At 55.4% G+C, this 24,428-nt stretch carries 24 protein-coding genes, 2 tRNA genes, 1 pseudogene and 1 other annotated feature; of the genes and pseudogenes, 17 read left to right on the top strand and 10 right to left on the bottom strand.

Annotated features, from left to right (window positions below; translation table 11 throughout):
• Positions 1-32: 32 nt before the first annotated feature.
• The 8 genes from rpmG to rplL all read left to right on the top strand — a co-directional run bounded on the left by rpmG (position 33) and on the right by rplL (position 3,336).
• Positions 33-182, top strand: a complete 150-nt coding sequence (rpmG, locus tag SMC3_RS04180; RefSeq protein ID WP_119085910.1) for a 50S ribosomal protein L33 — start codon at positions 33-35, stop codon at positions 180-182.
• 16 nt (positions 183-198) lie between these two features.
• Positions 199-274, top strand: a tRNA-Trp gene (locus tag SMC3_RS04175).
• Positions 242-511 carry a preprotein translocase subunit SecE gene (secE, locus tag SMC3_RS09910; protein WP_320409533.1) on the top strand — a complete coding sequence of 90 codons (270 nt, stop codon included), beginning with the start codon at positions 242-244 and terminating at the stop codon, positions 509-511. The genes SMC3_RS04175 and secE overlap by 33 nt, the downstream gene beginning before the upstream one ends.
• 6 nt (positions 512-517) lie before the next feature.
• On the top strand, positions 518-1,048 hold the full coding sequence (gene nusG, locus SMC3_RS04165; protein ID WP_119087631.1) for a transcription termination/antitermination protein NusG: 531 nt from the start codon (positions 518-520) through the stop codon (positions 1,046-1,048).
• Positions 1,049-1,078: 30 nt separating this feature from the next.
• Entirely contained in the window at positions 1,079-1,504 is a 426-nt protein-coding gene (gene rplK / locus SMC3_RS04160; protein WP_119087630.1) for a 50S ribosomal protein L11, read from the top strand.
• A gap of 54 nt (positions 1,505-1,558) precedes the next feature.
• A complete protein-coding gene (gene rplA, locus SMC3_RS04155) occupies positions 1,559-2,248 on the top strand; it encodes a 50S ribosomal protein L1 (protein WP_119085906.1) in 690 nt (229 codons plus the stop codon).
• 7 nt (positions 2,249-2,255) lie between these two features.
• Positions 2,256-2,388, top strand: a sequence feature (ribosomal protein L10 leader region).
• Between the two features lie 16 nt (positions 2,389-2,404).
• A complete protein-coding gene (gene rplJ / locus SMC3_RS04150) occupies positions 2,405-2,950 on the top strand; it encodes a 50S ribosomal protein L10 (protein ID WP_119087629.1) in 546 nt (181 codons plus the stop codon).
• Positions 2,951-2,973: 23 nt separating this feature from the next.
• Positions 2,974-3,336, top strand: a complete 363-nt coding sequence (gene rplL, locus SMC3_RS04145) for a 50S ribosomal protein L7/L12 (protein ID WP_119087628.1) — start codon at positions 2,974-2,976, stop codon at positions 3,334-3,336.
• A 3-nt stretch (positions 3,337-3,339) separates the two neighbouring features.
• Here rplL and SMC3_RS04140 read toward each other — a convergent pair whose 3' ends face one another.
• On the bottom strand, positions 3,340-4,278 hold the full coding sequence (locus tag SMC3_RS04140) for a 4-(cytidine 5'-diphospho)-2-C-methyl-D-erythritol kinase (protein ID WP_119087627.1): 939 nt from the start codon (positions 4,276-4,278) through the stop codon (positions 3,340-3,342).
• A gap of 336 nt (positions 4,279-4,614) precedes the next feature.
• On the opposite strand from SMC3_RS04140, the gene SMC3_RS04135 reads away from it, so the two are divergent.
• The 4 genes and pseudogenes from SMC3_RS04135 (at position 4,615) to SMC3_RS04120 (ending at position 6,502) form a co-directional block, all read left to right on the top strand.
• Entirely contained in the window at positions 4,615-4,866 is a 252-nt protein-coding gene (locus tag SMC3_RS04135) for a GlsB/YeaQ/YmgE family stress response membrane protein (RefSeq protein ID WP_119087626.1), read from the top strand.
• Between the two features lie 161 nt (positions 4,867-5,027).
• On the top strand, positions 5,028-5,444 hold the full coding sequence (locus SMC3_RS04130; protein ID WP_119087625.1) for a hypothetical protein: 417 nt from the start codon (positions 5,028-5,030) through the stop codon (positions 5,442-5,444).
• Positions 5,445-5,911: 467 nt separating this feature from the next.
• Positions 5,912-5,998: pseudogene (locus SMC3_RS09905) on the top strand (alpha/beta hydrolase); the annotation flags it as partial.
• Between the two features lie 174 nt (positions 5,999-6,172).
• A complete protein-coding gene (locus SMC3_RS04120; protein ID WP_207799659.1) occupies positions 6,173-6,502 on the top strand; it encodes a Rieske (2Fe-2S) protein in 330 nt (109 codons plus the stop codon).
• A 501-nt stretch (positions 6,503-7,003) separates the two neighbouring features.
• On the opposite strand, the gene SMC3_RS04115 is transcribed toward SMC3_RS04120, so the two are convergent.
• The 9 genes from SMC3_RS04115 to deoC all read right to left on the bottom strand — a co-directional run bounded on the left by SMC3_RS04115 (position 7,004) and on the right by deoC (position 18,601).
• Positions 7,004-7,079 (bottom strand) — tRNA-Asn (locus SMC3_RS04115).
• Between the two features lie 54 nt (positions 7,080-7,133).
• A complete protein-coding gene (locus tag SMC3_RS04110) occupies positions 7,134-8,648 on the bottom strand; it encodes an RNA polymerase sigma factor RpoD/SigA (protein WP_207799658.1) in 1,515 nt (504 codons plus the stop codon).
• A complete protein-coding gene (gene dnaG, locus SMC3_RS04105; protein WP_165846563.1) occupies positions 8,648-10,357 on the bottom strand; it encodes a DNA primase in 1,710 nt (569 codons plus the stop codon). Before dnaG ends, SMC3_RS04110 begins: the two co-directional genes overlap by 1 nt.
• Before the next feature lie 82 nt (positions 10,358-10,439).
• Positions 10,440-11,546, bottom strand: a complete 1,107-nt coding sequence (locus SMC3_RS04100) for a deoxyguanosinetriphosphate triphosphohydrolase (RefSeq protein ID WP_119087621.1) — start codon at positions 11,544-11,546, stop codon at positions 10,440-10,442.
• A gap of 16 nt (positions 11,547-11,562) precedes the next feature.
• Complete coding sequence (gene ppdK, locus SMC3_RS04095) at positions 11,563-14,214, bottom strand: pyruvate, phosphate dikinase (RefSeq protein WP_119089858.1); 2,652 nt, start codon at positions 14,212-14,214, stop codon at positions 11,563-11,565.
• 17 nt (positions 14,215-14,231) lie between these two features.
• A complete protein-coding gene (gene glyS / locus SMC3_RS04090; RefSeq protein ID WP_119087619.1) occupies positions 14,232-16,307 on the bottom strand; it encodes a glycine--tRNA ligase subunit beta in 2,076 nt (691 codons plus the stop codon).
• Positions 16,300-17,148: a glycine--tRNA ligase subunit alpha gene (locus tag SMC3_RS04085; RefSeq protein ID WP_119087618.1), complete on the bottom strand. Its 849-nt coding sequence runs from the start codon at positions 17,146-17,148 to the stop codon at positions 16,300-16,302. Before SMC3_RS04085 ends, glyS begins: the two co-directional genes overlap by 8 nt.
• Positions 17,138-17,920 carry a DNA repair protein RecO gene (gene recO / locus SMC3_RS04080; RefSeq protein ID WP_119087617.1) on the bottom strand — a complete coding sequence of 261 codons (783 nt, stop codon included), beginning with the start codon at positions 17,918-17,920 and terminating at the stop codon, positions 17,138-17,140. The genes SMC3_RS04085 and recO overlap by 11 nt, the downstream gene beginning before the upstream one ends.
• A 6-nt stretch (positions 17,921-17,926) precedes the next feature.
• Positions 17,927-18,601 (bottom strand): deoxyribose-phosphate aldolase, encoded by a 675-nt coding sequence (gene deoC / locus SMC3_RS04075; RefSeq protein WP_119087616.1) that lies wholly within the window; start codon positions 18,599-18,601, stop codon positions 17,927-17,929.
• 206 nt (positions 18,602-18,807) lie between these two features.
• Between deoC and SMC3_RS04070 the strand changes: the two genes are divergently transcribed.
• From SMC3_RS04070 to ricT, 5 genes are all read left to right on the top strand, one after another.
• Positions 18,808-19,452: a nucleotide exchange factor GrpE gene (locus SMC3_RS04070; RefSeq protein ID WP_119087615.1), complete on the top strand. Its 645-nt coding sequence runs from the start codon at positions 18,808-18,810 to the stop codon at positions 19,450-19,452.
• 43 nt (positions 19,453-19,495) lie between these two features.
• A complete protein-coding gene (gene dnaK, locus SMC3_RS04065) occupies positions 19,496-21,349 on the top strand; it encodes a molecular chaperone DnaK (protein WP_119089857.1) in 1,854 nt (617 codons plus the stop codon).
• 45 nt (positions 21,350-21,394) lie between these two features.
• Positions 21,395-22,486: a molecular chaperone DnaJ gene (dnaJ, locus tag SMC3_RS04060; RefSeq protein ID WP_119087613.1), complete on the top strand. Its 1,092-nt coding sequence runs from the start codon at positions 21,395-21,397 to the stop codon at positions 22,484-22,486.
• Between the two features lie 190 nt (positions 22,487-22,676).
• Positions 22,677-23,603, top strand: a complete 927-nt coding sequence (locus tag SMC3_RS04055; RefSeq protein ID WP_126850788.1) for a hypothetical protein — start codon at positions 22,677-22,679, stop codon at positions 23,601-23,603.
• Positions 23,596-24,333 carry a regulatory iron-sulfur-containing complex subunit RicT gene (gene ricT, locus SMC3_RS04050; RefSeq protein WP_119087611.1) on the top strand — a complete coding sequence of 246 codons (738 nt, stop codon included), beginning with the start codon at positions 23,596-23,598 and terminating at the stop codon, positions 24,331-24,333. Before SMC3_RS04055 ends, ricT begins: the two co-directional genes overlap by 8 nt.
• Positions 24,334-24,428 lie beyond the last annotated feature (95 nt).

Genomic DNA, 24,428 nt, shown 5'->3' with positions numbered 1-24,428 from the left:
TCGTCACCAAGATTCTGGAGTAGGTAGCTGCCATGAGAGACATCATTACGCTCGAGTGCACAGTCTGCAAGAACCACAACTATACCAGTGTCAAGAACAAAAAGAATGACCCAGACAAAGTGCATGTGAACAAGTACTGTTCGCATTGCAGAAAGCATACGGAACACAAGGAGACCAAGTAACTGCAAGTCCCCAGGTAGGCCCGTAGTTCAACTGGTAGAGCATCGGTCTCCAAAACCGAGTGTTGGGGGTTCGAGCCCCTCCGGGCCTGCCACCTTCCTTTGAGGAGGAACGTGTGAGCAATTCAAAGACAGTCAAGCCGGTAGGTATACGCTTCAAAAACTGGATTCGATCTATGTGGACAGAAATTCGGCATAGGGTTACGTGGCCCCGGCCTCGTGAACTTATGAAGTCCGGAGTAACGATCATCGCCTTTGTTGCATTCTGGGCCATATATATCGGTGCTTGGGATTACTTGTTTGCAGCCGCCCTGAAGTGGCTCATCTCGTAGGTCTGGATGGCTGAACGTAACTGGTACCTCCTGCACACATACTCTGGTGCGGAGGAAAAGGCCAGGAACAACCTGGAACAGAAAGTCAAGACGCTGGCTCTCGCGGACCGCGTCTTTTCTGTGGTTCTTCCCGTGGACAACAAGGTGATTATCAAGAATGGGGAGCGGAAGGTCAAACAGGAGAAGGTCTACCCGGGGTATCTCGTTGTCGAGATGATCATGGATGACGAGACTTGGAATGTGGTTACGCACACTCCCGGCATTCTGGGATTTGTTGGCAACTATGGAAAGCCCATCCCTCTTTCAGACGAAGAGGTTGAGCGGATTATCAAGAACAGGGTCTCTGAGGAAGAGGCTGTGGCGAAGCTTCACTTCGAAGTTGGCGACACGGTACAAATCATCGGTGGCCCGTTTGATGGGATGCAGGGTAAGGTCGAGAGTATCTCGCCTGAGAAAGAAAAAGCTCGCATCAAGCTCATGATGTTCGGGCGCGAAATGCCAGTCGAGATCGATTTTGGCTTTATCAAGAAGATCTGATAGATCTGAGTTTAGGGGGTAGTATCCACTATGGCGAAGAAGATCGTAGGGTACGCGCGCGTACAGATTGAGGGAGGGAAGGCAACGCCAGCACCGCCTGTTGGTCCAGCTCTTGGTCAGAAGGGTGTCAATATCATGGAGTTCTGCAAGCAGTTCAACGAGAGGACCAAGGACAAGGCTGGTTTGGTCATTCCTGCAGTCATAACTGTGTTCGAAGACAAGTCGTTTACCTTTATCACCAAGACTCCACCGGCATCGTCCCTTATCAAGAGGGCCATCAAGATCGAGTCTGGATCGGGTGAACCGAACAAGAAGAAGGTTGGTCGCATCACAAAGGCTCAGTTGGCCGAGATTGCCAAGATCAAGATGGAGGACCTCAACACTGCTGACATCGAGCAAGCCATCAAGATCATTGGGGGCTCCGCCAAGAGCATGGGAGTCACGGTCGTCGAGTAACGGATTCATAGCGCACGTGGGAGGAGTTTCTCCACGTAACCACGGAGGTAATTCATGAGCAAGAAGGGAAAGAAGTATCAGGAAGTAGCAAAGCTCGTCGACCATGCCAAGATTTACACATTGGATGAGGCTGTCGAGTTGCTCCCCAAATTGAGGACTGCCAAATTCGATGAGACGATCGAGGTCTGCATGAAGCTCAACGTCGATCCGAAACAAGCTGACCAAAACGTTCGTGGCGTCGTGACACTTCCGGCCGGCACGGGCAAGACTGTCAGGGTTGCCGTGTTTACCAAGGGTGACAAAACTGCTGATGCTCAGGAGGCAGGTGCCGACTTTGTGGGTGGCGAGGAACTCGTCGAGAAGATCAAGGGCGGCTGGCTGGACTTTGACGTTGCAATCGCAACCCCGGACATGATGGCGACGCTTGGAAAGGTAGCCCGTGTGCTGGGACCACGCGGATTGATGCCCAACCCGAAGGCGGGCACAGTGACGCTGGAAGTAGGGAAGGCTGTTCGCGAGTTCAAGGCTGGCAAGATCGAGTTCCGTGTTGACAAGATCGGTACGGTACACTGCCCTCTTGGCAAGTCGAGCTTCGCTCCTGCTGCCATCAAGGAAAACTTCATGTCTCTTTTTGAAGCGATCCAGAAAGCTCGCCCTTCCTCGGTCAAGGGAACTTACCTTGGCAAGACCTATATGTCGCTCACCATGAGCCCGGCAATCCGACTGGACACGAGCAAACTTTAGAGTACACTTCTGTTACAACTAGTAGCCCAAGACAGCGAGCGGGGTTCATCCCCTCAATCTTGCCCGCCGAGGCGTTTGCGCTTGTTGACCATGTGCAATACGGCTCTCTGTCTTTGGCAGAGAGCTTTTCTTTTCTATGCAAAGAGGAGGTGAAACATGCTAACTAAGGATCAGAAGAAACAACTTGTGGATGACCTTGTCAAGCAACTGAAAGAGTCGGAGTCCATTGTTTTCGTGGGCTACGAGGGGCTGAAGGCGTCATTCGTTGCGAACGAACGCAAGAGGCTGACGAAGCAGGGTATTGAGTATGTTGTTGTCAAGAATACTCTCCTCGAGCGGGCCATGAAGGAAGTTGGCCTGACGTTGCCCGATTCTCTGTTCACGCAGATGACTGCTATCGGACTGGGCAAGACCGATCCATCCATTCTGGCAAAGGCTCTGTACAAGAAGCCGACCGGCAAGCCTGGCGAACAGCGCTTTGTAGTCAAGGGCGCAATCGTTGACGGGAGCTTTTTCGACGAACCGATGGTCGAGCGTCTCGCGCTGTTGCCGACCAGGGACGAACTTATTGCTCAGGTGTGCCGCGGCATGAACGGGCCAGTTACAGGGCTAGCCATGGCACTGAAGCAAACTGTAAGCAGTATTGCCTATGCACTTGACAAAGTCCGTGAGCAGAAGGCTCAGGTCACACCGCAAGCATAACATCATTCAATAGGAGGAATGACATGACCAAAGAAGAAATCCTTTCAGCTATCGAGAGCATGACCGTCCTTGACCTTGCTGATCTCGTCAAGATGATCGAAGAGAAGTTCGGCGTTTCGGCTGCAGCCCCAGTTGCTGTTGCTGCGGCTGCCCCAGCCGCCGTTGCCGAAGTCAAGACCGAGTTTGACGTTATCCTCAAGACCGTTGGCGAGAAAAAGATCGAGGTCATCAAGGTTGTCCGCGAGATCACGGGCCTCGGCCTCAAGGAGTCCAAGGACGTCGTCGATGGCGCTCCGAAGCCCGTCAAAGAGCACATCCCCGAGAAGGAAGCCAACGAGATCAAGGCCAAGCTCGAGGCTGCAGGCGCTACCGCCGAGGTCAAGTAGTCTCTATAGAATCTCCGCAACAAATGTCCGCGCGGCGCTGACGCGTTGCTGGACGTCAAGGGCAGCTGCCGAGGCAGCTGCCCTTTCTGCATATATACCGAAGACAGCACTCCCTGAACCGCTGAGACCGGCGAGAATGGCGCCACTTGCGAGGAGCATGCTGCGAATGCTCAGGAAACTGGCTGTGTTTTCGCCGAGGGTTGCCTCAAAGGAGTTCAGGCGTATTTCATCAGAGCCTCCAAGTGGTGTGCGTGTGCGAAGGGCTTTGATGACGGAGTTCAGGTCGACCGAGGGTTCGGCTTCTGATGCCCCTCCTCTGGTGATGGCGTCGTCGAGAGCCGCATAGGCGCGCCTGGTATTGATGCGGAAGATTGGAAGAACGATGCAGCACCACAGGGGAGGAAGCGGGGAGATCGGGTCCACGATCTTCCCCGTGCCGTGCACGATGCACGGCCCTGGCCGGACGAAGAACGGGACATCAGAACCGAGCGAGCTCGCCAGAGCAAGGAGCTGATCATGGCCGAGGGGAAACCCATGGAGCTGGTTCAGCGCGAGCAGTGCTGCTCCTGCGTCACCACTGCCCGCACCGAGGCCGGTCTTTTCGGGGATTCGCTTCTCCAGGTACGCGGAAATCTGAAGTATGCGATGCCCGTGGAGTGGCTCGATGGCGTTGTTGAAGGCAACCCAGGCTTGCTGCACAGAGTTCTGTGGAACCAAATCAGGACGATTAGATGTGAGATGGAACTCCCCGCGCGATGAGGGAAGTGTATCGAAGTGAAGTCGATCGCCTGTTGCCACGCTCAGGAAAAGCGACTCCAGTTCATGAAGTTCCTGACCGTCCCGTTTAGGTACCACGCGCAGCCAGGCGTTGACCTTGATCCTTGTCTCTACGTCAAAGTGCTGATCGGTATCGCCAGCACGTCGTTCTGCCCAATTGCTCATGCATCCAGTATAGCGGGGAACCCATTGACGCGTAGCACCTGGACGTGAGTCATGGAGATGGCTCTGCTACTGAGATGCCTGCCGCAAACTGTCGGAGAGTATCGGAGGGGAAATCAGAAAACGTGGTCCGAGAGAGGGAAACTGGGGGATTGACACGATCAATCCAGCTTGATAGTATAGCATTAGTATGTTGTTCAACATTCGTCGACGTCCGGACAAGCTGACCCTGGAGCAAAGTCAAGTGACAAGAAGAGGCCGGCAGGCGTTGAAGACGCGGTTCACTTGACGTCTGACAGTCAATCCTTGACTGGGATTTCGAAACAAGGAGGCTAGGATATGCCAAGTTGGCTCTGGTGGATTATCATCGGTATCGTCGCAGGCTGGATTGCGGGTCAAGTCATGAAAGGTAGTGGTTATGGCCTGCTTGGCGATCTGGTCATCGGTGCGATTGGTGGCTGGATCGGTGGATACGTGTTCGGGCTGCTGAAAATCCCGAGCAGCGGAATATGGGGAGCCCTCATTACGGCAGTGATCGGCGCGATATTGCTGATCGCCGTCGTGCGGGCCATAAGAGGCGGAAAGAGATAACCTGGCGAAAAGTCGTACAATCGCCTGCACCGGAACTGGCGGCCGGGCCGGGTTTCAAGGGAGAATTATTACTGCCGGCCCGGCCGCCAGTTCATTACCGGCTGTTTTCTCGCGGGCCTTGACCGACCGCTGAGGGAGTATCGCGATACACGGAGGGTTGGATGTTCTATACCCTAACCGAAGATCAAATACGGGACCTCTGTAAAGAGAAGATCGAATCACTCGAACATTGGCTGAGGAGGCTTATTGATGAGAAGCTATCGGCTTCTTACGGAGACTTTTTTTCACATGTCGACGGAGCGGGCAACCGGCTCATCAAGAAAGGCATCGTTGATGCACTAGAAGAACGACTTAGGCAAGATGCAACGCGCTACAGTCGCAAGATAGACGCGGTGTTACTTAGTGATGCGATCGACATCATTTGCAACCCTCAGCTCTATAGCATCTTTGCCCCAGGGCTAAGATTTGCTTTCCCCGAAGGGCGAGATGAAGCAAGGACGTTTATGTATCGACTGTTGGACCACGAAACAGATTGTATCATTCAAATCCGATCAGCCTCCACCAGGCAGAGCAAGTAGTCTGCTACTCGACCGATATTATCGAGTCTTTGAAGCAGCACTATGGAGCGATAGGAATGCAAAGCGAATACAACGTTCCGACCAACCTCAAGTTCTCGGACTCTTTCGGGAATCTGTGTTTTAGAAATCAGATGCTGGATTTTGCTGGCGGGGTACTGAAGGACCTCAGTAAGTAAGCAACCAACGAGCGTCCTTTGGCCCGGCGGCGTACTGACGGTAGAGATTGAAGTTGATCCGGCATTCGATCCAACCGATTATACGATAAGTTGGACATGCTCCAAGGATGTCTTCGAACCGATCTCCAGTGAGCCTAAGGCAATTATCAACATCACGACAAAGCATGTTGCTGAGCAGGTGATCATTTGGTGCAACATTACAAGCAATAATGAGTGGCACAGAATGCCTACGGGAAAGGATGACTCTTTGTCGGTTTTCTACAAAGTCCGACCTCCGCGGTAGGTACGACCAAGGTCTCGCAGGGCACGATAGATCCGTTCTGGCTCCAGGGGATGCAGGCCGGTGCCAAGAATACCTTCGACTGCATCAAGGCGTTTTTACCAGCGCCGCCGGGAGCGGGGAACGTACCAGTCAGCCGGCCATCCAATAAGTCCTTGCGGGCGACGTGTTGCAAAAGGCGCACTGCCGAAAGGTGCAGTTGGGCAGCATGAACGGGTGGTGCAGTCAATTATGTGTGAGTACCATACTTGATGATCCCAAAGGAGATAGAGATGGACTATGTAAGAGTTATTGACAAAGCTGAATTACCCCAAAACAAGATGATAATCGTTGTCGTAGATGGTAAGGAAGTTCTCTTGGCGAACGTGGATGATTCCTACTATGCCATCATCAATAAGTGCACTCATGCTGGCGGCTCATTGGCACAAGGTGTCCTGGAGGGAAGCATTGTCACATGTCCGAGGCATGGTGCTCGATTCGATGTAAAGACAGGGAAAGCTGTTGGAGAGGCGAAGATCGGATTTATAAAAATGAAGGTTAAGGATGAAGAGAGTTGCATGGTCAAGGTTGAAGGAACAGACATCATGGTGGGAATACCCTGATTGATGGGGATGTGCCCCTCACATATTGACCAGAACCGATTTACGCACTAAAGCCATCTGCGCAACAACTTTGGAAGCTTTTTGGTTTGTCCCTTCTTGGCATTTAGGTACAATAATTCATAGCCACAAAGCGTACGTTCAATCCCCTGGAATACAAGGCAGGCTGTAAACGCACTCTTCCATTGAGAATCAATGGGTAATTGACTTGGCTCTCGATGAGCGGAGTCTTAGGGAATTTCCATCAGCGTGACGGAGAAATGTATCAGCAGGAGGGTCCCAGAGAATGGAGGATGCTGCGCAACCGGTTCGGTCAAGTACTGCGCATTGATATGCGTTGCTTGAGTCACGTGCGTCGATAATGGTGACGGCTTCCACAGATAACAGACAGGGTATGTGGCGTGGCGTAGGTAGGCGTAAATGTGGTAAAAATAACAGAACCCGGGGGGATTCCCCCCGGGTTCTGTTATAAGCAGACAACGTCACTGCCGAAAGATTCAATTCTGGCTCCCCGAGTAGGACTCGAACCTACAACCCCCGGATTAACAGTCCAGTGCTACCACCGTTGAGCTATCGGGGAACGTAATAGTAATTGTAATGTTGGCAGCCCGTATGTCAAGGTGCCGACTGTCAATCAGGACTGAGAGGGCGACCGTCTTCGATTCGACGACGTACGATGCCGGATGACATTGCCATCATTGTGCATATCTTCCTCGCTCATCCCATTCTCCTTGGCAATCATCTCCTTCAGCTTACGCTTGGCCTTGGCCTCAATCTGGCGGATACGTTCACGCGTGACCTGGAACATTGTGCCAACTTCTTCCAGGGTGTGCTCGTATTCACCCTGAAGACCCTCTCTGTAGATGAGGATTTTCTTTTCGCGTTCCGGGAGTGTCTCGAGGATACGCTCTAGCTGTTCTTTGTAATACTTGTTGAAGGTTTCCTTCTCAGGAGAAGGACTCTTCTCGTCCTCAATGAAGTTCTCCAGACGACTCTCTTCCTCATCTCCGACGGTGTTCTCCAGAGACAGTGGCTGTTGCCCGAGGCGCAGGTACCGTATGATCTTTTTGACGGGGATGCCCATAGCGGTGGCGAGCTCTTCTTTGGTCGGCTCTCGCCCGTGTTCCTGCAGGAAGCCCTTCTTGATCTTGTCGATCTTGTTGAGGTTCTCGACCATGTGTACCGGAACCCGGATCAGGCGTGACTGGTCAGCCAGCGCACGCGTCATCGACTGCCGAATCCACCACGTGGCATACGTGGAGAATCGGAATCCACGCTTGTAGTCGAACTTTTCGACGGCCCTGATAAGGCCGAGATTACCCTCTTCGACCAGGTCAAGGAAGGACAAACCGCGACCCGTGTACTTTTTTGCGATACTGACGACCAGACGAAGGTTGGCTTCGATAAGCTGGCGCCGTGCCTCCATGTCGCCCGCCATGACGCTCTTGCCCAGTGACTTCTCCTGATCCGGTGTCAGCAGCGGCACGCGGCCGATATCGCTCAGATAGGATTGGATCGGGTTTTGCTCCTCCTGAGTCGTAACGCGGATGATCGAGGGGATAGAAGGCGCTGCTATGGCTTTCTTGGCTGTGGATTTGACGAAGCGGGGAGTACCGAAGACGATTCCCTCGAAGTCCATCCGCTCATAGAAGACGTCGAGTTCTTCGACGGAGAGGTCGTGTTTTTCCAGTGCGTTCATGACGCCCTCGTAGTCCAGGACACCCGCTTGGCGGGCTCTGTCCAGCAACTTCACCAGCTCACGTTTCTTCGGGAGCAGCGGTTCTGTGGCAGGGCCTTCTTCGTGCGAGTTTTCCTCTTCCAGATCCAGGTCGGCTTCGTGTCCTTCCTCATTGACCGTTTTTTTCTCCTTCTTCGGGGCCTTGGCTTTGGGAACGCGCCTCGCCAGAGGAGCCGCCTCCGTCAGTTCGGCTACGACAGCTGTCGTAGGGCTCTTCTCAGACGGCTTGGCGCGTTTTGCCTTGGGGGCTGGCTCGGGCAGGGCTACTGTCTCTGTCAGTTTCTTGTGCGGGATTCGTGACACCTTGGCCGGATGAGCCTCTTCCCGAACCTCGGTCTTGCGTACCGCCTTGGCCGGATGAGCCTCTTCCCGAACCTCGGTCTTGCGTACCGCATGCTTCTTATCTGCCATCATTCACCCCTTTCATGGGCTATCGAGCCATCTTCCGGTGTCACGGCAGACGACCCCGATCGCAGCCTACTGGCTGCATCTTTCACTCCCTGATAGCTTAACTGGTGTTCTTCAAGACTCCATCGACCAACCAGGGCCGCAGCTTCCGGTCCGAGTTGTGCAACCAGCGAGGGCACCAGAGCTGCTTCTCCAGAAGTTTCGCGGCGCAGTACACTGAGAATCTCCTGACAGGCTTCGTCCTGCAACGACAGTCCGTCGAGGAGTGGCGAGAGCTCTGAAAGCCGGTCGAGATTGTGTATCAGGCCATGGACGACTTCCTGCTCAAGCACGGATCGCATGCTCTGCAGAGACCCTCCCGTCGGAATCCTGGAGTGTCCGAGACTCTTCCGCGGGAGTCTCCATGGATCAGCGACTGCAGGCTGTTCGGTGTGCGTGCGGCCCTTGCGGTAGATTGCGAGAACCTCTTCCTCACGAACGTTGACCCTGCGGGCAATCTGAGTAAGGAGTTGAGTTCTGAGCAGTGAGTCCTGCATGTCGTCCACGGACTCCATCATTTCTTGCACAAATGCTCTTCGATCGGTTACTGAGTTCATGTCCCTGCCCACGACGGCAGCATCGAGCAGAAAATCGCCTACGGATCTTGCCTGGTCCAGGGCGACCTGGTACTGAGCCTTTCCCCCAGGTTCGCGCAACAGTTCATCTGGGTCCTTTGCCCCCTCGACCTTGACCACGGCTACGTCCAGCCCGGTTCGGTCGGCTATCGAGAGTGCAAGACGAGCAGCGCGCTGGCCGGCTTCGTCACTGTCGAAATTGAGCAGAACGCGAGAGGCGCTCCGTCTCAGCAGGGTACCCTGTTCCTCTGTGAATGCCGTGCCAAGCGAGGCAACGACATTGGTGAAACCTGCGGCGTGGAGAGCGATAGCATCCATGTATCCCTCGACGACGATAGCCGTCCCGGTTTCACGTATGGACGGCTCAGCCAGAGGGAGCGCGTAAAGCGTCCTTCTCTTGGCAAACAGCGGAGTCTCGGGGCTGTTTGTGTACTTGGGCATCGACCCGTCGATGGCTCGTCCACCAAATGCGATGATGTTGCCGATGCTGTCCCAGATTGGAAACATCAGTCGATGGGCAAATGGCGAGAACGAGTGCCCTTCATGCCGTTGCACGATGCCGGTGCGTGCGAGACTATCCTCATCGATCCCGTGTTCCGCACACCACTTGACGAGACTGTCTGTGTTGCGAGGACAGTAGCCAAGAGAGAAGTGCTTCACAGTCTCAGAACTGAGTCCACGATTTCTGACATACTCCTGGCACTCACCTGCTTGACTGCTTTGCAACGCAGCAGCAAATGCGGTCGCGACGAGCTTAAGCGTTTGTAGGAGTTCCTGACGCTCCCTCGACGCCGCTGTGGACATATGCCATGGCGGCAGCTCGACATGGAATTCCTTGGACACGATCTCGATTGCTTCTGGAAGCGACACGTTGTGCACCTTGCGCACAAACGTCAGCATGTCTCCGGATGCCTTGCAGCCAAAGCAGTAGAACATGTTCTTGTCAGGGCTGACCGTGAATGACGGCGTTTTTTCATGATGAAAAGGACAGAGGCCCACATAATTGCGACCCTGTTTGCGCAGTTTGACATAATGGCCAATGACGTCAAGGATACCAATCTTGGTGCTTATGTCGGCGATGTACTCTTTGTATTCCATACCACCTAGGTATACGAAAGAGGAGGCTCGAATCGTTCCCGGCCTCCTCACATACATACCACAATCGGTTTTCTAAGCCTGGTTAGACGTAGATGTGCGGCATCACCAGGTCTGTTGCTACCTTGAGCGCCATACGGTCCGTCATCGAGGCAATATAGTCCGTCACGATCCGTGCCGTGCCCTGGAGGTCTCCACGGAACATGGAAACCGGATCATTTGACTCACAGGTCATGGGGTGCTCTCGCAAATAAGGGTCCATACGCCTCACATCTTCCATGCAGAAGTCGAAAATGCGAGACAGCAGGTCACGTGCTTTCCCTTCCTCGCGTTTTGGTTCTGAATGCATGTATACCCTGTCTTTCAAGAACAGCATCAGGCCGTCCATGGCCTCCTGTATGGGTCGGCTCATGACGATTTCGCCCACAGCAGAGCTGGACCGGATGATGTCCAGCACCATCGTATCGAGGCGTTGCGAATAGAAACTACCCAGCGCCTCCGTGGTCACCGTCGGAACGTCGGTTGCATCGATGATTCCGGCGTGTATGGCGTCATCGAGGTCGTGGTTGACATAGGCGACTCTGTCGCAGAGTCGCACGATCTGTCCCTCCAGAGTCTGTGGACTCCGCATGTCCTCCAGTTTGCTCATTTCTTCAAGTCCCTTGCTGTGAGAGGCAATGCCGTTGCGGGTCTCATAGGTGAGATTGAGTCCAAAGAGTACATCCCCGTGTCCACGCTCACGACGCTCCAGAGTGTCGACCACGCGAAGGCTCTGTAGTGCGTGCTCGAATCCCAGACTGGGGTCAATACTCTTCAACTTTGCATCCAGGACAGCTTCTCCAGTGTGTCCGAATGGCGCATGGCCAAGGTCGTGTCCCAGTGCAATTGCTTCGACGAGATCCTCGTTGAGACCGAGAGCGTCACACACTGAGCGCGACAGCTGCGCGACCTCGAGGGTATGAGTGAGTCTTGTACGTATCTCGTCGCCCTTGGGTGCCATAAACACTTGTGTCTTGTACTGGAGCCTGCGGAACGCCCTCGAGTGAATGATGCGGTCGCGGTCTTTCTGGAATGGGGATCGGATGGCGTCATCATCTTCGGGCAAGATTCGTCCCTTGCTGGCAATGCCAAAGGCTGCTCCCTGAGAGAGCAGCCTTCCTTCCCTATCCCTGTAGTTCGTGATAGGCAGCATGTATGAGAATTCTATGCTAGCTGGCGGCCGGCCTGTTCTTGATGGCAGCCTGCGCAGCTGCAAGGCGCGCAATGGGGACGCGTGGAGCCGAGCAGGAAACATAGTCGAGACCTGAGGTGTGGCAGAAATCGATCGAATCAGCCTCACCCCCCTGTTCCCCGCAGATGCCGATTTCGAGGCCGGGGTTCGTCTGGCGGCCAAGAACCACCGCGATGCGGATGAGCTTGCCCACGCCTTTCCGGTCGATGGTCTGGAATGGGTCGACGTCCAGGATCTTCGACTCGAGGTAGGCCGGTAAGAACGTGCCTGCGGCATCATCGCGGCTATAGGCATACGTCGTCTGAGTGAGGTCGTTGGTCCCAAAGCTGAAGAACTCCGCGTACTCGGCGATCTCATCTGCAGTCAGGCATGCGCGCGGTACTTCGACCATGGTGCCGATCTTCACGGCAACCGTGATGCCCTCACGCTTGAACACCTTGTCGAGCTCTTCCTGAACCAGAGGCTTGAGTACCTTGATCTCATTGACGTGGCCGACGAGGGGAAGCATGATCTCGGGCATCGGGTGCAATCCTCGCTTGACCAGTGTAGCAGTTGCCTCGGCGATTGCACGGACCTGCAGCTGGTAGATGTCGGGATACACGATTCCAACGCGGCAGCCGCGGAACCCGATCATCGGGTTGAACTCCTTCAGCTCGTTGTACCGCTTCATGACCTTCTGCAGATAGGCGATGCGTGCTTCGTCGTGAGCTGTCTCTGCCTCGGCCATTTCTTCAGTGAGTCGGTCTATCTGGGGAAGGAACTCGTGGAGAGGCGGGTCCAGCAGACGGATGATAACGGGGAAACCATCCATGGCCTCAAGGATCTTCTCGAAGTCGTCGCGTTGCATGGGAAGAAGTTTCTCGAGGGCGGGGGTACGCTCTTCGAGCGAACCTGCGATGACCATCTCTTGCATGAGGGGCAGACGCTCGGGGTCGTTGAACATACGCTCCGTGCGACACAAGCCAATGCCCTCTGCACCAAAAGCGCGTGCCTTGTGGGCATTCGCGGGCGTGTCGGCGTTGGCACGTACACCGAGACGGCGAATGCCGTCTGCATAGCCAAGCAAGGTCGCAAGTTCGGCCGTCTGCTCGGCATCCACCATGGGGGCTTGGCCCAGGATGACTTCGCCAGTGGTGCCGTTCACCGTAATGACGTCGCCTTCGTGGACGGTCACACCATTTGCCACGAACGTTTTCTCAACACCGTTGAGTTTTATCTGGTCGGCGCCAACTACGCACGGCTTGCCCAGACCACGCGCTACAAGCGCTGCATGCGCCGACGCGCCACCACGTGTCGTCAGTGTCGCCTGAGCCTTGGAGATACCATCGATGTCCTCGGGAGACGTGTCCTGACGAACAAGAACAACCTTCTCTCCAGCTTCTCCAAGCTCGGCAGCCTTCTTTGACTCGAAGATGACTTTTCCATACCCGGCACCTGGGGAAGCAGGGATTGCCCTAGCAATGACCTGGACCTTGGCCTGCGGGTCTACCTGTGGATGCAACAGGGTGTCGAGCTGTGTGGGAGTCACCCGCATGACCGCTTCTTCCTTTGTGAGGAGACCCTCGACGACCATGTCGACTGCGACCTTGACGGCTGCGACCGGGCTCCGTTTGGCATTGCGAGTCTGCAGCATGAACAGTTTGCCACGTTCGACCGTAAACTCCATGTCCTGCATGTCACGATAGTGCTTCTCGAGAAGAAGCGATACTTCGACGAGGCGCTTGTACGTTTCGGGTATCTCGGTCTCCATTTCGTCGATGTTCTTTGGTGTGCGAATGCCGGCGACGACGTCTTCGCCCTGGGCGTTGACAAGATACTCGCCCGAGAAGCGCTTGGCTCCGGTGGAATTGTCACGGGTGAAACAGACGCCCGTTGCCGAGTCGTTGCCCATGTTGCCGAAGACCATGGACTGAACCGTGACGGCCGTACCGATGAGACTGTCGATTTTTTCGATCTTGCGGTAGGTGATGGCTCGCTCGGTATTCCATGAACGGAATACGGCACCCACTGCCCCGAGCAACTGGTCCATCGGGTCCTGCGGGAAGGGCTTGCCAGTCTTCTCCTGGACAAGCGCGAAGTACTTCTGGACCAAAGCCTTCAGGCTGTCGATGGACAGGTCTGTATCCAGCGTGACTCCCTGAAGCTGCTTCTGCTCTGCAAGTATGGTCTCGAAGTCGTTGTGCTCGATACCCAGCACAACGTTGCCATACATCTGCGTGAATCTGCGGTAGGAGTCCCAGGCGAAGCGGGGGTTTCCAGTCAGCGTTGCAAGGCCTTCAACGGTCTCGATGTTGAGTCCGAGATTGAGGATCGTGTCCATCATGCCTGGCATCGAGACTGCCGCACCAGAGCGGACGGACACGAGCAGCGGGTTCTGCGCTGAGCCAAACTTCTTGCCAAGTTTACCTTCCAGTCTGGCAAGATGTTCTCTGATTTCATTCCTCAGAGTTTCAGGGATATCGCCAACCTTGAGGTACTCGGGGCACATCTCAGTCGAAATCGTGAAACCGGGAGGTACGGGAAGCCCGATTTTTGTCATCTCTGCGAGGCCTGCTCCCTTTCCTCCGAGAATGGTCTTCATTTCCTTGCTGCCTTCTTCGAAATCGTAGACAAACTTCCGCTGGTCCATGGTTCCTCCTGTCAGGCCTAGGTTAGCTTGGAATAGTCGCAAACAAGCCCAAGTATATACTTCAGGTAGCACAAAAGCAATAAGCGTGCGCTTCGCACTCGTTCGTCGGTGGCCATAACGAGGATGCGGTCAAAGAAATCCGTGACGGGAACGGCGAGTTCCTCGCATGTCCGGATGGCCTCTGGATACTTCCGTGCTGCCAGGAACTGAAGAATTTGCGGTGCAGCAGCCTCGGCCGCCCGTCTGAGTACGAGTTCCTCGGAATCCGTCAGGAGCAAGTCTGCAGGAAGGCTCGTCGCAGCAGGAAGCCCCTTGGTGATGTTTTGTATCCTGCGATGACTGTCCGCAAGGGTCACAAGTACGGCGTCGCCGGCCGCTTCATGCAGTGCCTGCATGCGTTCGGGTATGGAACCCAGTTCGACGACTGGGAGGTTTTCAAGCGGGGCGTATTCCCTGGTCAGCTGTTTCTCCTTGAAATACTGAGTAATGCGTCCTTTCAGGTAGTCCAGGACTCTCTGCTGCAGGTCTTCAGGATGTGGCAGGGACCCGGTAGCCTGATACCCCTCGACCGCTTTCTTCACAAGAGTTTCCAGGTCCACAAACTCACGTGACTCGATGATTGTGCGGACGATGCCATTGCCGGCACGTCGGAGGCCATAGGGGTCTTCTGACCCGGAAGGGTTGAAACCAGTGCCAAGGATGCCTGTGAGCGTATCGACTTTGTCGATGATTCCGAGCAGTTGCCCGACCCTCGTCGCTGGAATGTCTTCCGAAGGAGAGCGAGGCACGTACTGCTCACGAATGGCGGATACAATGTCTGGCGAACCGCCGGCACGCGAGAGATAGACGCTGCCGATCTCGCCTTGGAGCGATGTGTACTCCTTCACCATGCTGGTCGCAAGATCTGCTTTGGAGAGGTGGGCTGCAGCGACGAGTGCCGCTTGCTCTTCCGGCCTCACCGAAGCGTACGCGGTCGCGCAAACTGCCAGTCGCTCGAGCCGCAGCGTTTTGGTGGCCATGGTGCCGAGTTTGTCCATAAAGATCAGAGTATCCAGTCGGCCCACATATGCCTCCAGAGGCTCTCGCATGTCTTCCTGGATGAAGAAGGCTGCATCCAGAAGACGGGCATTGGCGACGCTCTCATTGCCTCGTCGCACGACGTCGATGAAGTCGGTAAGGCCGTTGCGAACGCTCAGGAAGTGTGGAACGACGTTTTCGTTCTGATCGTACACCAGGAAGGAATGCATCTGTTGCTGGAGCACAGAACGGACGACGCTTTCAGGGAGTTCGGTAGCCGTTTTCGGGAGGTCTCCCAGGAAGACGGACGGGTATTCAACGAGGTTCACGACCTCGTCCAGAAGATCGCCCATATTTTCTCCGAGCTTGAAGGCAAGAGGTTTCAGCAGCTTGTCTACCTGTTTTTCGATCAGGCGGCGGCGTTCGGCGGGGTCGACGATGACGAATGCTTCACGCAGCCGCCGCATATAATCTTCCGGTGACGTAACCGTTATTGGTTTCGGCTTGCCGACGCGGAGGCCAAAGGTGGTGTTCGAGCTCTGTACTCCAGCTATTTCCCAGTGAAGGACTTCGACGCCGAGCAGCGCGAGCAATCCGCGAATGGGTCGCGCAAACTGGAACCCGGACTCCTCCCAGTGCATCATCTTGGGGAACGTGATTTCGTGAGGCAGGCGAGGGAGAAAGGCCTCGACGAGCTCAGAGGACTTCTGTCCCGCAACCGTTTTCCGGGCGTAGACGTATGACTTGTCGGCGACGTCCACGGCGTAGGTGTCGGCAGGATCCACGCCCTGCCCTCTGCAGAAGCCGAGCAGAGCCGGCGTAGGATTTCCCTGAGCGTCATAGCTCGACGCCTTGGCCGGTCCTTTTACTTCCGTGGTTCGGCTGTCCGTCTGCTCCTTGACGTTGTGAGCTAGCACAACAAGCCGTCGTGGCGTGGAGAAGCCACGGACATCTCCATGCCCCACGAAGGACTCGTCGAGATGTGTTGTGACATGTTCGACCAGTTGCGCCCGGGCGTTATCCACGAACCGTGCCGGAAGTTCCTCAGTCAAGATCTCGATCAGCAGGTCACTCATGGTTTTCGTTCTCCAGGTAGAGGTTCGCGCAACCGTACGCGAGACGGCGCACGCGGGCAAGATAGGCCATACGCTGAGAAACGCCGACGGTGCCACGGGCGTCAAGGACGTTGAACGTATGTGAGCATTTCAGGAGGTATTCGTAGGCAGGAGTGATGAGTTTCTTGTCGATCATGCGCTGAGACTCCTTTTCGCAGAGGTCGAACATCGTGACAAGTGTCTCGATGTCGGCTTGCTCAAACGAGTAGATACTGTTTTCCCGCTCGACCTGCTGTCGCAAGTCTCCATAGGTGACGCCATCGTGCCATTCCAGTTCGTAGACGTTCTTCTTCTCCTGAACGAACATAGCGAGCCGTTCGAGACCATACGTTATCTCGACTGCCACAACGGGGACTTCCTGGCCGCCTGCCTGCTGGAAGTATGTGAACTGCGTTACTTCCATGCCGTCGAGCCAGACTTCCCAGCCGACGCCCGCAGCCCCGAGTACTGGCGTCTCCCAGTTGTCCTCGACGAACCGGATGTCATGTTCGGCCGGCTTGAGACCGAGCAGGTAGAGGCTTCGCAGGTACGTGTCCTGAATGTCGGTGGTGGGAGGCTTGACGATGACCTGCAACTGGTGATGCATGTATAGACGGTTTGGGTTCTCGCCATATCGACCGTCTGCTGGACGTCGTGACGGTTGTACGTAGACGGCTTTCCAGGGTTTGCGCCCCAGGACTCGCAGGAATGTATATGGGCTCAGTGTACCTGCCCCTACCTCCTGATCATACGGGAACAGACGTATGCAACCTTCGCCTTCCCAGAAGTGCTCCAGCTTGGAAACCATTTCTTCAAAGTTCATGGCATGACTCCTTGGGTTCTTCTCTTGTGTCAATGTGAAACAGTGTAGCAGCGTTCTGCGCGAACTGCTCGAAGGCTTGTGTGACGGCCAGTTTGTCGGCAGCAGACCTCAGCAATCGCAGCGTCAGTGCAATACCCATGAGCGTACGACGCGCATCGATGCTGCCTTCTCCCGTCCGAAGAAAGCTGACGAGCCCCGGAGAGAGGACAACATCTGTTTCAGTTGTCGCGCAGGGGGAACAATGAAAGGCATTGTCTCTCATGGAGAAGTGTACATTCTTGTCCAGTGCCGCTCCGCACCGTTCACAATGCAGGGAACTGATACCGAAACCGAGTTCAGTGAGGACATCAAGGGTGAACTGCAGGAAGGTCCTGTCCTCCTCGGCGGCATTCGTCGCGATGTTGAGCCTCGACAGAGCTGTGACGTACGCGGCAAACAAGCCTGGTTCCACCGAGGATGGCTCAAGAACACATTCTGCCAGCTGGTTCATTGCCATACCTTTCAGCGATCTCGATAGAGACGATAGAACACCAGTATAGACCACTCGTTCCTCCGAACTGACCACAGTCAGAAAGCGGGAGCGGTCGTACAGACGGAGGTAAAGGAGCGAGAAAGGTTCGAACGAGGTTGACCACTTCGCGTCTGGGGCTGCTGCCCCTCGAGCAACAGCCGTGACTTTGCCCAGTTCTCTGGAGAAGAGCACCAAGCGCTTGTCCTTCTCTCCTACCCTCGAAGCATTGAGAATGGAGGCGAGTGTCCAGTGATAGACCATTGAGTGCTACTGTTGTGCCTCCGCAAGAATGGCGGCAGACGCAGAAACCCCGAGGCGCGTCGCCCCCGCATTGAGCATAGCGATGGCAGTGTGAAGATCGCGGATACCTCCTGCGGCCTTCACGCCAATGAGAGGTCCCACGACTTCGCGCATCAGCCTGACATCGTCTTCTGTAGCGCCTGCCTTGCTGAAGCCGGTGCTCGTCTTGACAAACCCTGCTCCGGCCGAGACGGCAATGGCACATGCCACCCGCTTCTCCTCATCGGTAAGCAGACAGGCCTCGATGATGACTTTCACGAGAGCATCTCCAGCCGATGCAACGACCGCTCCGATGTCCTGTGCAACTCCGCGGTAGTTTTTCTCCTTGAGCCATCCGATCTGGATGACCGTGTCGATCTCCGACGCTCCCTGGCGGATGGCCAACTCAGTCTCCCGCGCCTTGGCAGCCGACAGAGATGTGCCAAGCGGAAAGCCCACGACGGACGCCACGCGTACGTTAGATCCATTCAGGACGGCAGAGGCGGTCTCAACCATGGATGAGTTGATACATACCGCGACCGTTCCGAACTGTATGGCTTCGGCACACAGTCGCTCGATGTCGGCGCACGTCGCCTCGGGCCTGAGGAGAGTGTGATCCATAAAGCTGGCAAGTTCCTTCCTCGTAATCTGATCAGTATACATTGATTGCCTCCGAGTATTTGAATCCTTTATATTATCGCGTTACTGCGCCAGAAATCAACGGTTTGCGGTGACTGAAAGCTTGACACCACTATACTTTGCACTACAATTATTGCACGATTAGCAGTCTTGTACTGAGAGTGCTAACATCCAGAGAATTCAAGGCTGCATGCAGCCCATATGGTGACAATTAACCGGAGAGCCTACACATGATGAACCGAAGCAGGTGGTATATGGCTGGTGAGGAGCGAGGTGCAGAGAAGGATGAGTCCGAGTGTGTTCAGTCGGTCCCCGAGGTGCCCTTGGATTCAGCTCCCGACCATGAGGATGGTGATGGAGGGCAGGCATTGAGAACGCTTGGGTCCAGAATACGGGAGTTGCAGCACGAAGTAGAGCGTCTCAACAGCGCCGTTCATGAGGAGCAGATGCTGCGCATCCGCGAACAGGCGACGCTTCAGCGTGACAAGAGTTCCTTTGAAGCCAGGACCAAGTTGGCGCTGTTTCTTGATCTACTTGCAATCGTCGATAGTTTCGACCATCTCGTGAAGCATGGTGAAGGGACTCAGGACGATTCGAGCCTCCTCGTAGGTTCTCAGGCCGTTCTCGGGCAACTAAACCAGTTTCTCGCCAGGAATGGAGTCCACAAGCTGGAGGGGCTGGAGGGCGGTGTCTATGATTCCGCAACGTGCGAAATTGCCCGTGTCGTTACCGATTCTGGTGCGCCAGCCAATACCGTGGTAAGAGTCCTGCGTGATGGCTATAAACTAGGAGAGATGTTGCTGCGGCCGGCGATGGTGGATGTTGCCTCGGAACCGCAGGTAACCGTCGTGAGCAATGACGCTGGCGACGACTGACAAAGTTGTTGGGAAACATTCTAACTAAGGAGGTTTGTCGAACATGGAAGAGAAGATTATTGGTATTGATCTTGGAACTTCGAATTCTGCAGCAGCTGTCATGGTCGGCGGCAAGCCGACGATCGTGCCGGCGGCGGAAGGTGTCAGTATTGGAGGAAAGGCTGTTCCGTCGTACGTCGCGTTTACCAAAGACGGGCAAGTGCTTGTTGGAGAACCGGCGCGTCGCCAGGCAGCTCTGAACCCCGAGACGACGATTCAGGCCATCAAACGAAAGATGGGGACCGACTACACGGTCACCATGTTTGGCAAGACCTACACGCCGCAACAGATCAGTGGGTTCATCCTTCGCAAGATCAAAAATGATGCGGAAGCTTTCCTTGGGCAGAAGGTATCCAAGGCGGTCATTACTGTACCCGCATACTTCAACGACGCACAACGCCAGGCGACCAAGGATGCAGGCGAAATCGCTGGACTCGAGGTGGTCCGCCTCATCAACGAGCCGACTGCCGCAGCATTTGCCTACGGACTCGACAAGACGGAGGGCGAGCACAAGATCCTGGTCTTCGACCTTGGTGGCGGTACGCTAGACGTGACGATCATGGAGTTCGGAGGAAACGTTTTCACTGTGAAGTCGACGTCGGGCGACACGCAGCTCGGTGGAACGGACATGGACAATGCTCTTCTGAACTATGTTGCCGAAGACTTCCATAGTCAGAACGGCATCGATCTGCGCGCCGACAAGATGGCCATGCAGCGCCTTCGTGAGGGCGTGGAAAAGGCCAAGGTCGAACTCTCGACGACCTTCGAGACGACTATCAACTTGCCCTTTATCACGGCAGACGCGAGTGGTCCGAAGCATCTGGTCATGCCCATTACCCGTGCCAAGCTCGAGTCTCTGGTCCAGCCCATTATCGACAGGTGCCGCGAGCCGGTCAACCGTGCTGTTGCCGATGCTGGTCTCACCCCACAGCAGATCGACAATATCATCCTCGTCGGTGGCCCGACCAGGATGCCGATTGTTCAGAAGTTTGTGGAGAGCTACTTTGGCAAGACCCCCGAGCGCGGCGTTGACCCCATGGAGTGCGTTGCCATGGGTGCTGCGATTCAGGGTGGAATCATGGGCGGCGAAGTCAAGAGCGGCATGGTCCTGGTTGATGTGACCCCCCTCACGCTCGGCATCGAAACGCTCGGCGGCGTCGTTACGGAGATGATCAAGCGCAATACCGCCGTGCCTATCTCCAAAACCCAGACCTTTACCACAGCGAGTGACAGTCAGACGCAGGTCGAGATCCATGTCCTGCAGGGCGAGCGCCCGATGGCAAAAGACAACATGTCGCTGGGACGCTTCATCCTCGACGGAATTGCTCCAGCTCGCCGCGGTGAACCGCAGATTGAGGTCAGCTATGACATCGACGCAAATGGTATCGTGCACGTCACTGCCAAGGACAAGGCTACTGGCAAGGAACAGCACATTACCATTGAGAATGCGACAAAGCTGAAGGATGACGAGATCGAGCGGATGAAGCACGAGGCGGAACAGTTTGCCGATCAGGACAAGAGAGTCAAGGAAGAAGTCGAGCTCAAGAACCGCGCGGATCAGGTTGTGTTCAGCGGACGCAAGACGCTGACAGAGAACGTGGCCAAAATCTCTCCCGACGTCAAGGCAGAGGCAGAGAAGAAGCTCACTGAACTCGAGGACCTGGTACGTGACAACAAGACCTCGGACATCGAAGCGAAGATCGACGAAGTGAACACTGCGTTCTCCAAGGTTACCGAGGACTTGCAGCATCAGGCTGGCCAGCAGGGGCCGGCAGCTGCTCAGGAGAATCAATCTGAGGCTCAGCAGCCCCCGCAGGACGGACAAACCGTTGAGGGTCAGGGGACTCCGAAGCAATAAGAACGACAATTCAAGTCAAGCGCCAATTCCTGAGTGGAGGTCGATGTGGCAACTGATCGAGACTACTATGATGTCATGGGAGTGCCCAGGGGGGCCTCCCAGGATGACATCAAGAAGGCCTATCGTGAACTGGTTAAGAAGTACCATCCCGACCTCCACAAGGATGATCCCCAAGCACCCAGGCAGATGTCAGACGTCAATGAGGCGTACGATACGCTGAGCGATCCTGCGAAGCGACAACAGTATGATACCTATGGTAAGGCTGGCCCCACTGGCTTCCAGAGTGCGGGCCAGACTTGGGCTCCTCAGGGCGGCGGTTCCGGCGAGACATTCGGGGGTTTTGACATTGGAGACCTCTTTGGCAGTTTCATGGGGGGGTTTGGTCGTCAGCAGACCGAGGAGAGCCCACACGGACGGGACCTCAGCGTCAGCATGACTCTTACGCTGGAACAGGGTGTGTTCGGTGTCAAGGAAGAAATCCAGGTCAGACGGTACGATACGTGTGCGACCTGCCACGGCACTGGAGCAGCCTCAGGCACGTCTCCCAAGGTGTGCCCCACTTGCAACGGCAAGGGCGAGGTCCGTCAAGTTCAAGATACCATCTTTGGGCGGGTCGTGACTGCCGGGGTTTGTCCTACGTGCCGCGGCGAAGGCAGGGTCATAGAGTCGCCATGTTTGGCCTGCAAGGGTTCTGGTGTTACGAAAGCCGACAAGACGATAGAGGTGACGATTCCTGCAGGTGTCGACAGTGGCATGAAAGTACGTATCGCAGGACAAGGAGATGCCGGCAAGCATGGCGGTCAGTCCGGCGACCTGTACCTCTTCATAACCGTCCAGCATGATTCCCGGTTTGAACGGCAAGGGAGTTCCCTGTATCACACGGTCCGGGTGTCGCCTGCCAAGGCAGTACTCGGAACGACCATCGCGGTGCCTCTCGTGGAAGGCGGAACGGAGACTGTGGCGATACCGGCCGGAAGCCAGCACGGTGCCGAGGTACGAATTCGTGGCAAAGGAGCTCAGACGGTCGGAGAACGACGCCGAGGCGACTACATCGTTCGGATCGAGATAGGTGTTCCCAAGACTCTCACGGCTGAGCAACGGAAGCTTTATAAACAGCTTGCCGATATCGAGAAGTAGTCACGTTGAATTGTGTGTGAAACGGGCCGGGACTCTGCCGACCCGTTCTTCGTTGTCGACACGGAATTCGCTCATTGTACAGGCGGGGAGTGGCGTGTATACTTGACGTTGGTAGTCCTGAGCAGATGAGGACAGGCTGCCGGAGACGAGCGTGACAGAGCCAGAATTAATGATGAGGGAGATATAGTCGGTGTCAGCGAAACGGATGAGTGACGCAGTTGGCGACTGTCCGGCTACTCGATGTCTCGAAGCCGCTCTTGTTTCCAACAGGCTAGCACATGCATATCTTCTTGTGGGAAGAGACGAGGGCGCCAAGCTTGCGTTGGCGGCAGCTGTTGCCAAGGCGGGCAATTGTCGAGGCGACCATGGTCCGGGCGAATTCTGTGACGCGTGCCCGTCGTGCCGACAGGTGGATGCAGGGGGTTCGGCGAACATAAGAATTTTTGGAGACTCAGGCGTCCTCAAAATAGATACTGTCGACCAGTTCATCTCGTATGCGTCGGTCAAAACCGCATCGGGTTGCCTCAAGGTGAGCGTTTTCCGCGGAGTGGATTTTTTCACAGACGTTGCGGCTGACCGGGTTCTCAAGACCATTGAAGAACCGGTTTCGGGCAATGTCTTTCTGCTACTTTCTCGGAACAGCAGGCGTGTTTTACCCACGATTCGATCGCGGGTCCAGATCATGAAGGTCGAGCAGAGTACTCAGGAGGTCGCGGACCTTCAGGATGCGGCCTCCACAGCTGGCGAGGATGCCTGCCTCGAAGTCTTGCTGGAATTCGCCAAGGCGAACGTAAGCCTCTCTGAGACCGTCGGCCGTCTCCTCAGGATGGGCAGTCAGAACAGCCTCCGGGACAACGCGACGGCGGGTTTGCAGACGATCGCACTTTTCATGAACAGCGTTCTGCGGGCAAGGGGAAAGGTTCCCCCTCTCGCAGGAATATCACTCTCTACCGAACCTGAACTGGCCCGTGTGAACTTCGTGCTGGACGAATCCAGGGTTGGGCTCTTTCTGGACCATCTGGGGGAGCGCCTGAAGCACATAGAACAGAACGTGAACCCTGAACTTGTCCTGACAAACGCTCTGCTGGAACTGAGGAGAATGACCACCCATGAATGATCCCACCTATATGTTGTCGGCGAGTTGCTCCTCGCCAGGTTATCTGAGCGCTCGCTCAGCCAAGTCGTATCAGACGTACATGGTCGAAGTCAGCGATAGTGCCGCGTTGCTCCCTGGTGATGAGGTTCTTGCGATTGGCAGTGACAAGGAATTGATGTACGTCATCATCGGCTATCCAAGGCATGATACATCAGGCAAGAAGCGAGCTGCGGGCAGCCTCAAGTACGTCCGCAAACTTGCTCCGACTGACGTCGAGCGCCTTGAGGAGAATCAGCGAAAACAAGACGCAGCGGTGATTCTGTGCAAGGAGCAGGTGCGGGCGACCAGACTCCCAATCCACCTCGTGAACTGTGAGCTTTCGTTTTCGGGCAAACAGTATGTGTTCTATTTTACCGCCGAGACCCGTGTCGACTTCCGGGCCCTGGTGTCCACTCTATCTCGATCGCTGAAGGCCAAGGTGCAGATGTGGCAAATCGGCTCCCGCGATGAAACCCGTTTCTTTGCCACGGTCGGCATGTGCGGGCGCGAGCTATGCTGCAACTGTTTCCTCAAGGAGATCAAACCGGTCAGTCTCAAGTGCGCCCGGGTGCAGAACCTGAGCTTGAACCCCAACAAGATAACGGGCGTCTGTGGCAAGCTGATGTGCTGCCTCAGATACGAGACCTATGAGTACACCGACGCGTCAGGACTTGACGTCAAGAAGAAACCCAGGGAAGGAGCCGCCCAATAGAGGAGATGGCTCGAATGTCAGAGAATTCCGCAATGCAACCAGGATCGCCGTTGCTATTGCGATTCCAGGAGCCTGTTTAGTGGTTGGATTCTGTT

The sequence above is a fragment of the Candidatus Cryosericum hinesii genome, from assembly GCF_003570985.1.
Taxonomy (GTDB): Bacteria; Caldisericota; Caldisericia; order Cryosericales; family Cryosericaceae; genus Cryosericum; species Cryosericum hinesii.
This window is presented reverse-complemented; position numbering and strand designations above follow the sequence as displayed.

Bases quoted from the DNA above. Each gene is read 5' to 3' on its own strand.
- rpmG (WP_119085910.1), top strand. From the start codon at position 33: ATGAGAGACATCATTACGCTCGAGTGCACAGTCTGCAAGAACCACAAC.
- nusG (WP_119087631.1), top strand. From the start codon at position 518: ATGGCTGAACGTAACTGGTACCTCCTGCACACATACTCTGGTGCGGAG.
- rplK (WP_119087630.1), top strand. From the start codon at position 1,079: ATGGCGAAGAAGATCGTAGGGTACGCGCGCGTACAGATTGAGGGAGGG.
- rplA (WP_119085906.1), top strand. From the start codon at position 1,559: ATGAGCAAGAAGGGAAAGAAGTATCAGGAAGTAGCAAAGCTCGTCGAC.
- rplJ (WP_119087629.1), top strand. From the start codon at position 2,405: ATGCTAACTAAGGATCAGAAGAAACAACTTGTGGATGACCTTGTCAAG.
- rplL (WP_119087628.1), top strand. From the start codon at position 2,974: ATGACCAAAGAAGAAATCCTTTCAGCTATCGAGAGCATGACCGTCCTT.
- SMC3_RS04140 (WP_119087627.1), bottom strand. From the start codon at position 4,278: ATGAGCAATTGGGCAGAACGACGTGCTGGCGATACCGATCAGCACTTT.
- SMC3_RS04135 (WP_119087626.1), top strand. From the start codon at position 4,615: ATGCCAAGTTGGCTCTGGTGGATTATCATCGGTATCGTCGCAGGCTGG.
- SMC3_RS04130 (WP_119087625.1), top strand. From the start codon at position 5,028: ATGTTCTATACCCTAACCGAAGATCAAATACGGGACCTCTGTAAAGAG.
- SMC3_RS04120 (WP_207799659.1), top strand. From the start codon at position 6,173: ATGGACTATGTAAGAGTTATTGACAAAGCTGAATTACCCCAAAACAAG.
- SMC3_RS04110 (WP_207799658.1), bottom strand. From the start codon at position 8,648: ATGGCAGATAAGAAGCATGCGGTACGCAAGACCGAGGTTCGGGAAGAG.
- dnaG (WP_165846563.1), bottom strand. From the start codon at position 10,357: ATGGAATACAAAGAGTACATCGCCGACATAAGCACCAAGATTGGTATC.
- SMC3_RS04100 (WP_119087621.1), bottom strand. From the start codon at position 11,546: ATGCTGCCTATCACGAACTACAGGGATAGGGAAGGAAGGCTGCTCTCT.
- ppdK (WP_119089858.1), bottom strand. From the start codon at position 14,214: ATGGACCAGCGGAAGTTTGTCTACGATTTCGAAGAAGGCAGCAAGGAA.
- glyS (WP_119087619.1), bottom strand. From the start codon at position 16,307: ATGAGTGACCTGCTGATCGAGATCTTGACTGAGGAACTTCCGGCACGG.
- SMC3_RS04085 (WP_119087618.1), bottom strand. From the start codon at position 17,148: ATGAACTTTGAAGAAATGGTTTCCAAGCTGGAGCACTTCTGGGAAGGC.
- recO (WP_119087617.1), bottom strand. From the start codon at position 17,920: ATGGTCTATCACTGGACACTCGCCTCCATTCTCAATGCTTCGAGGGTA.
- deoC (WP_119087616.1), bottom strand. From the start codon at position 18,601: ATGTATACTGATCAGATTACGAGGAAGGAACTTGCCAGCTTTATGGAT.
- SMC3_RS04070 (WP_119087615.1), top strand. From the start codon at position 18,808: ATGATGAACCGAAGCAGGTGGTATATGGCTGGTGAGGAGCGAGGTGCA.
- dnaK (WP_119089857.1), top strand. From the start codon at position 19,496: ATGGAAGAGAAGATTATTGGTATTGATCTTGGAACTTCGAATTCTGCA.
- ricT (WP_119087611.1), top strand. From the start codon at position 23,596: ATGAATGATCCCACCTATATGTTGTCGGCGAGTTGCTCCTCGCCAGGT.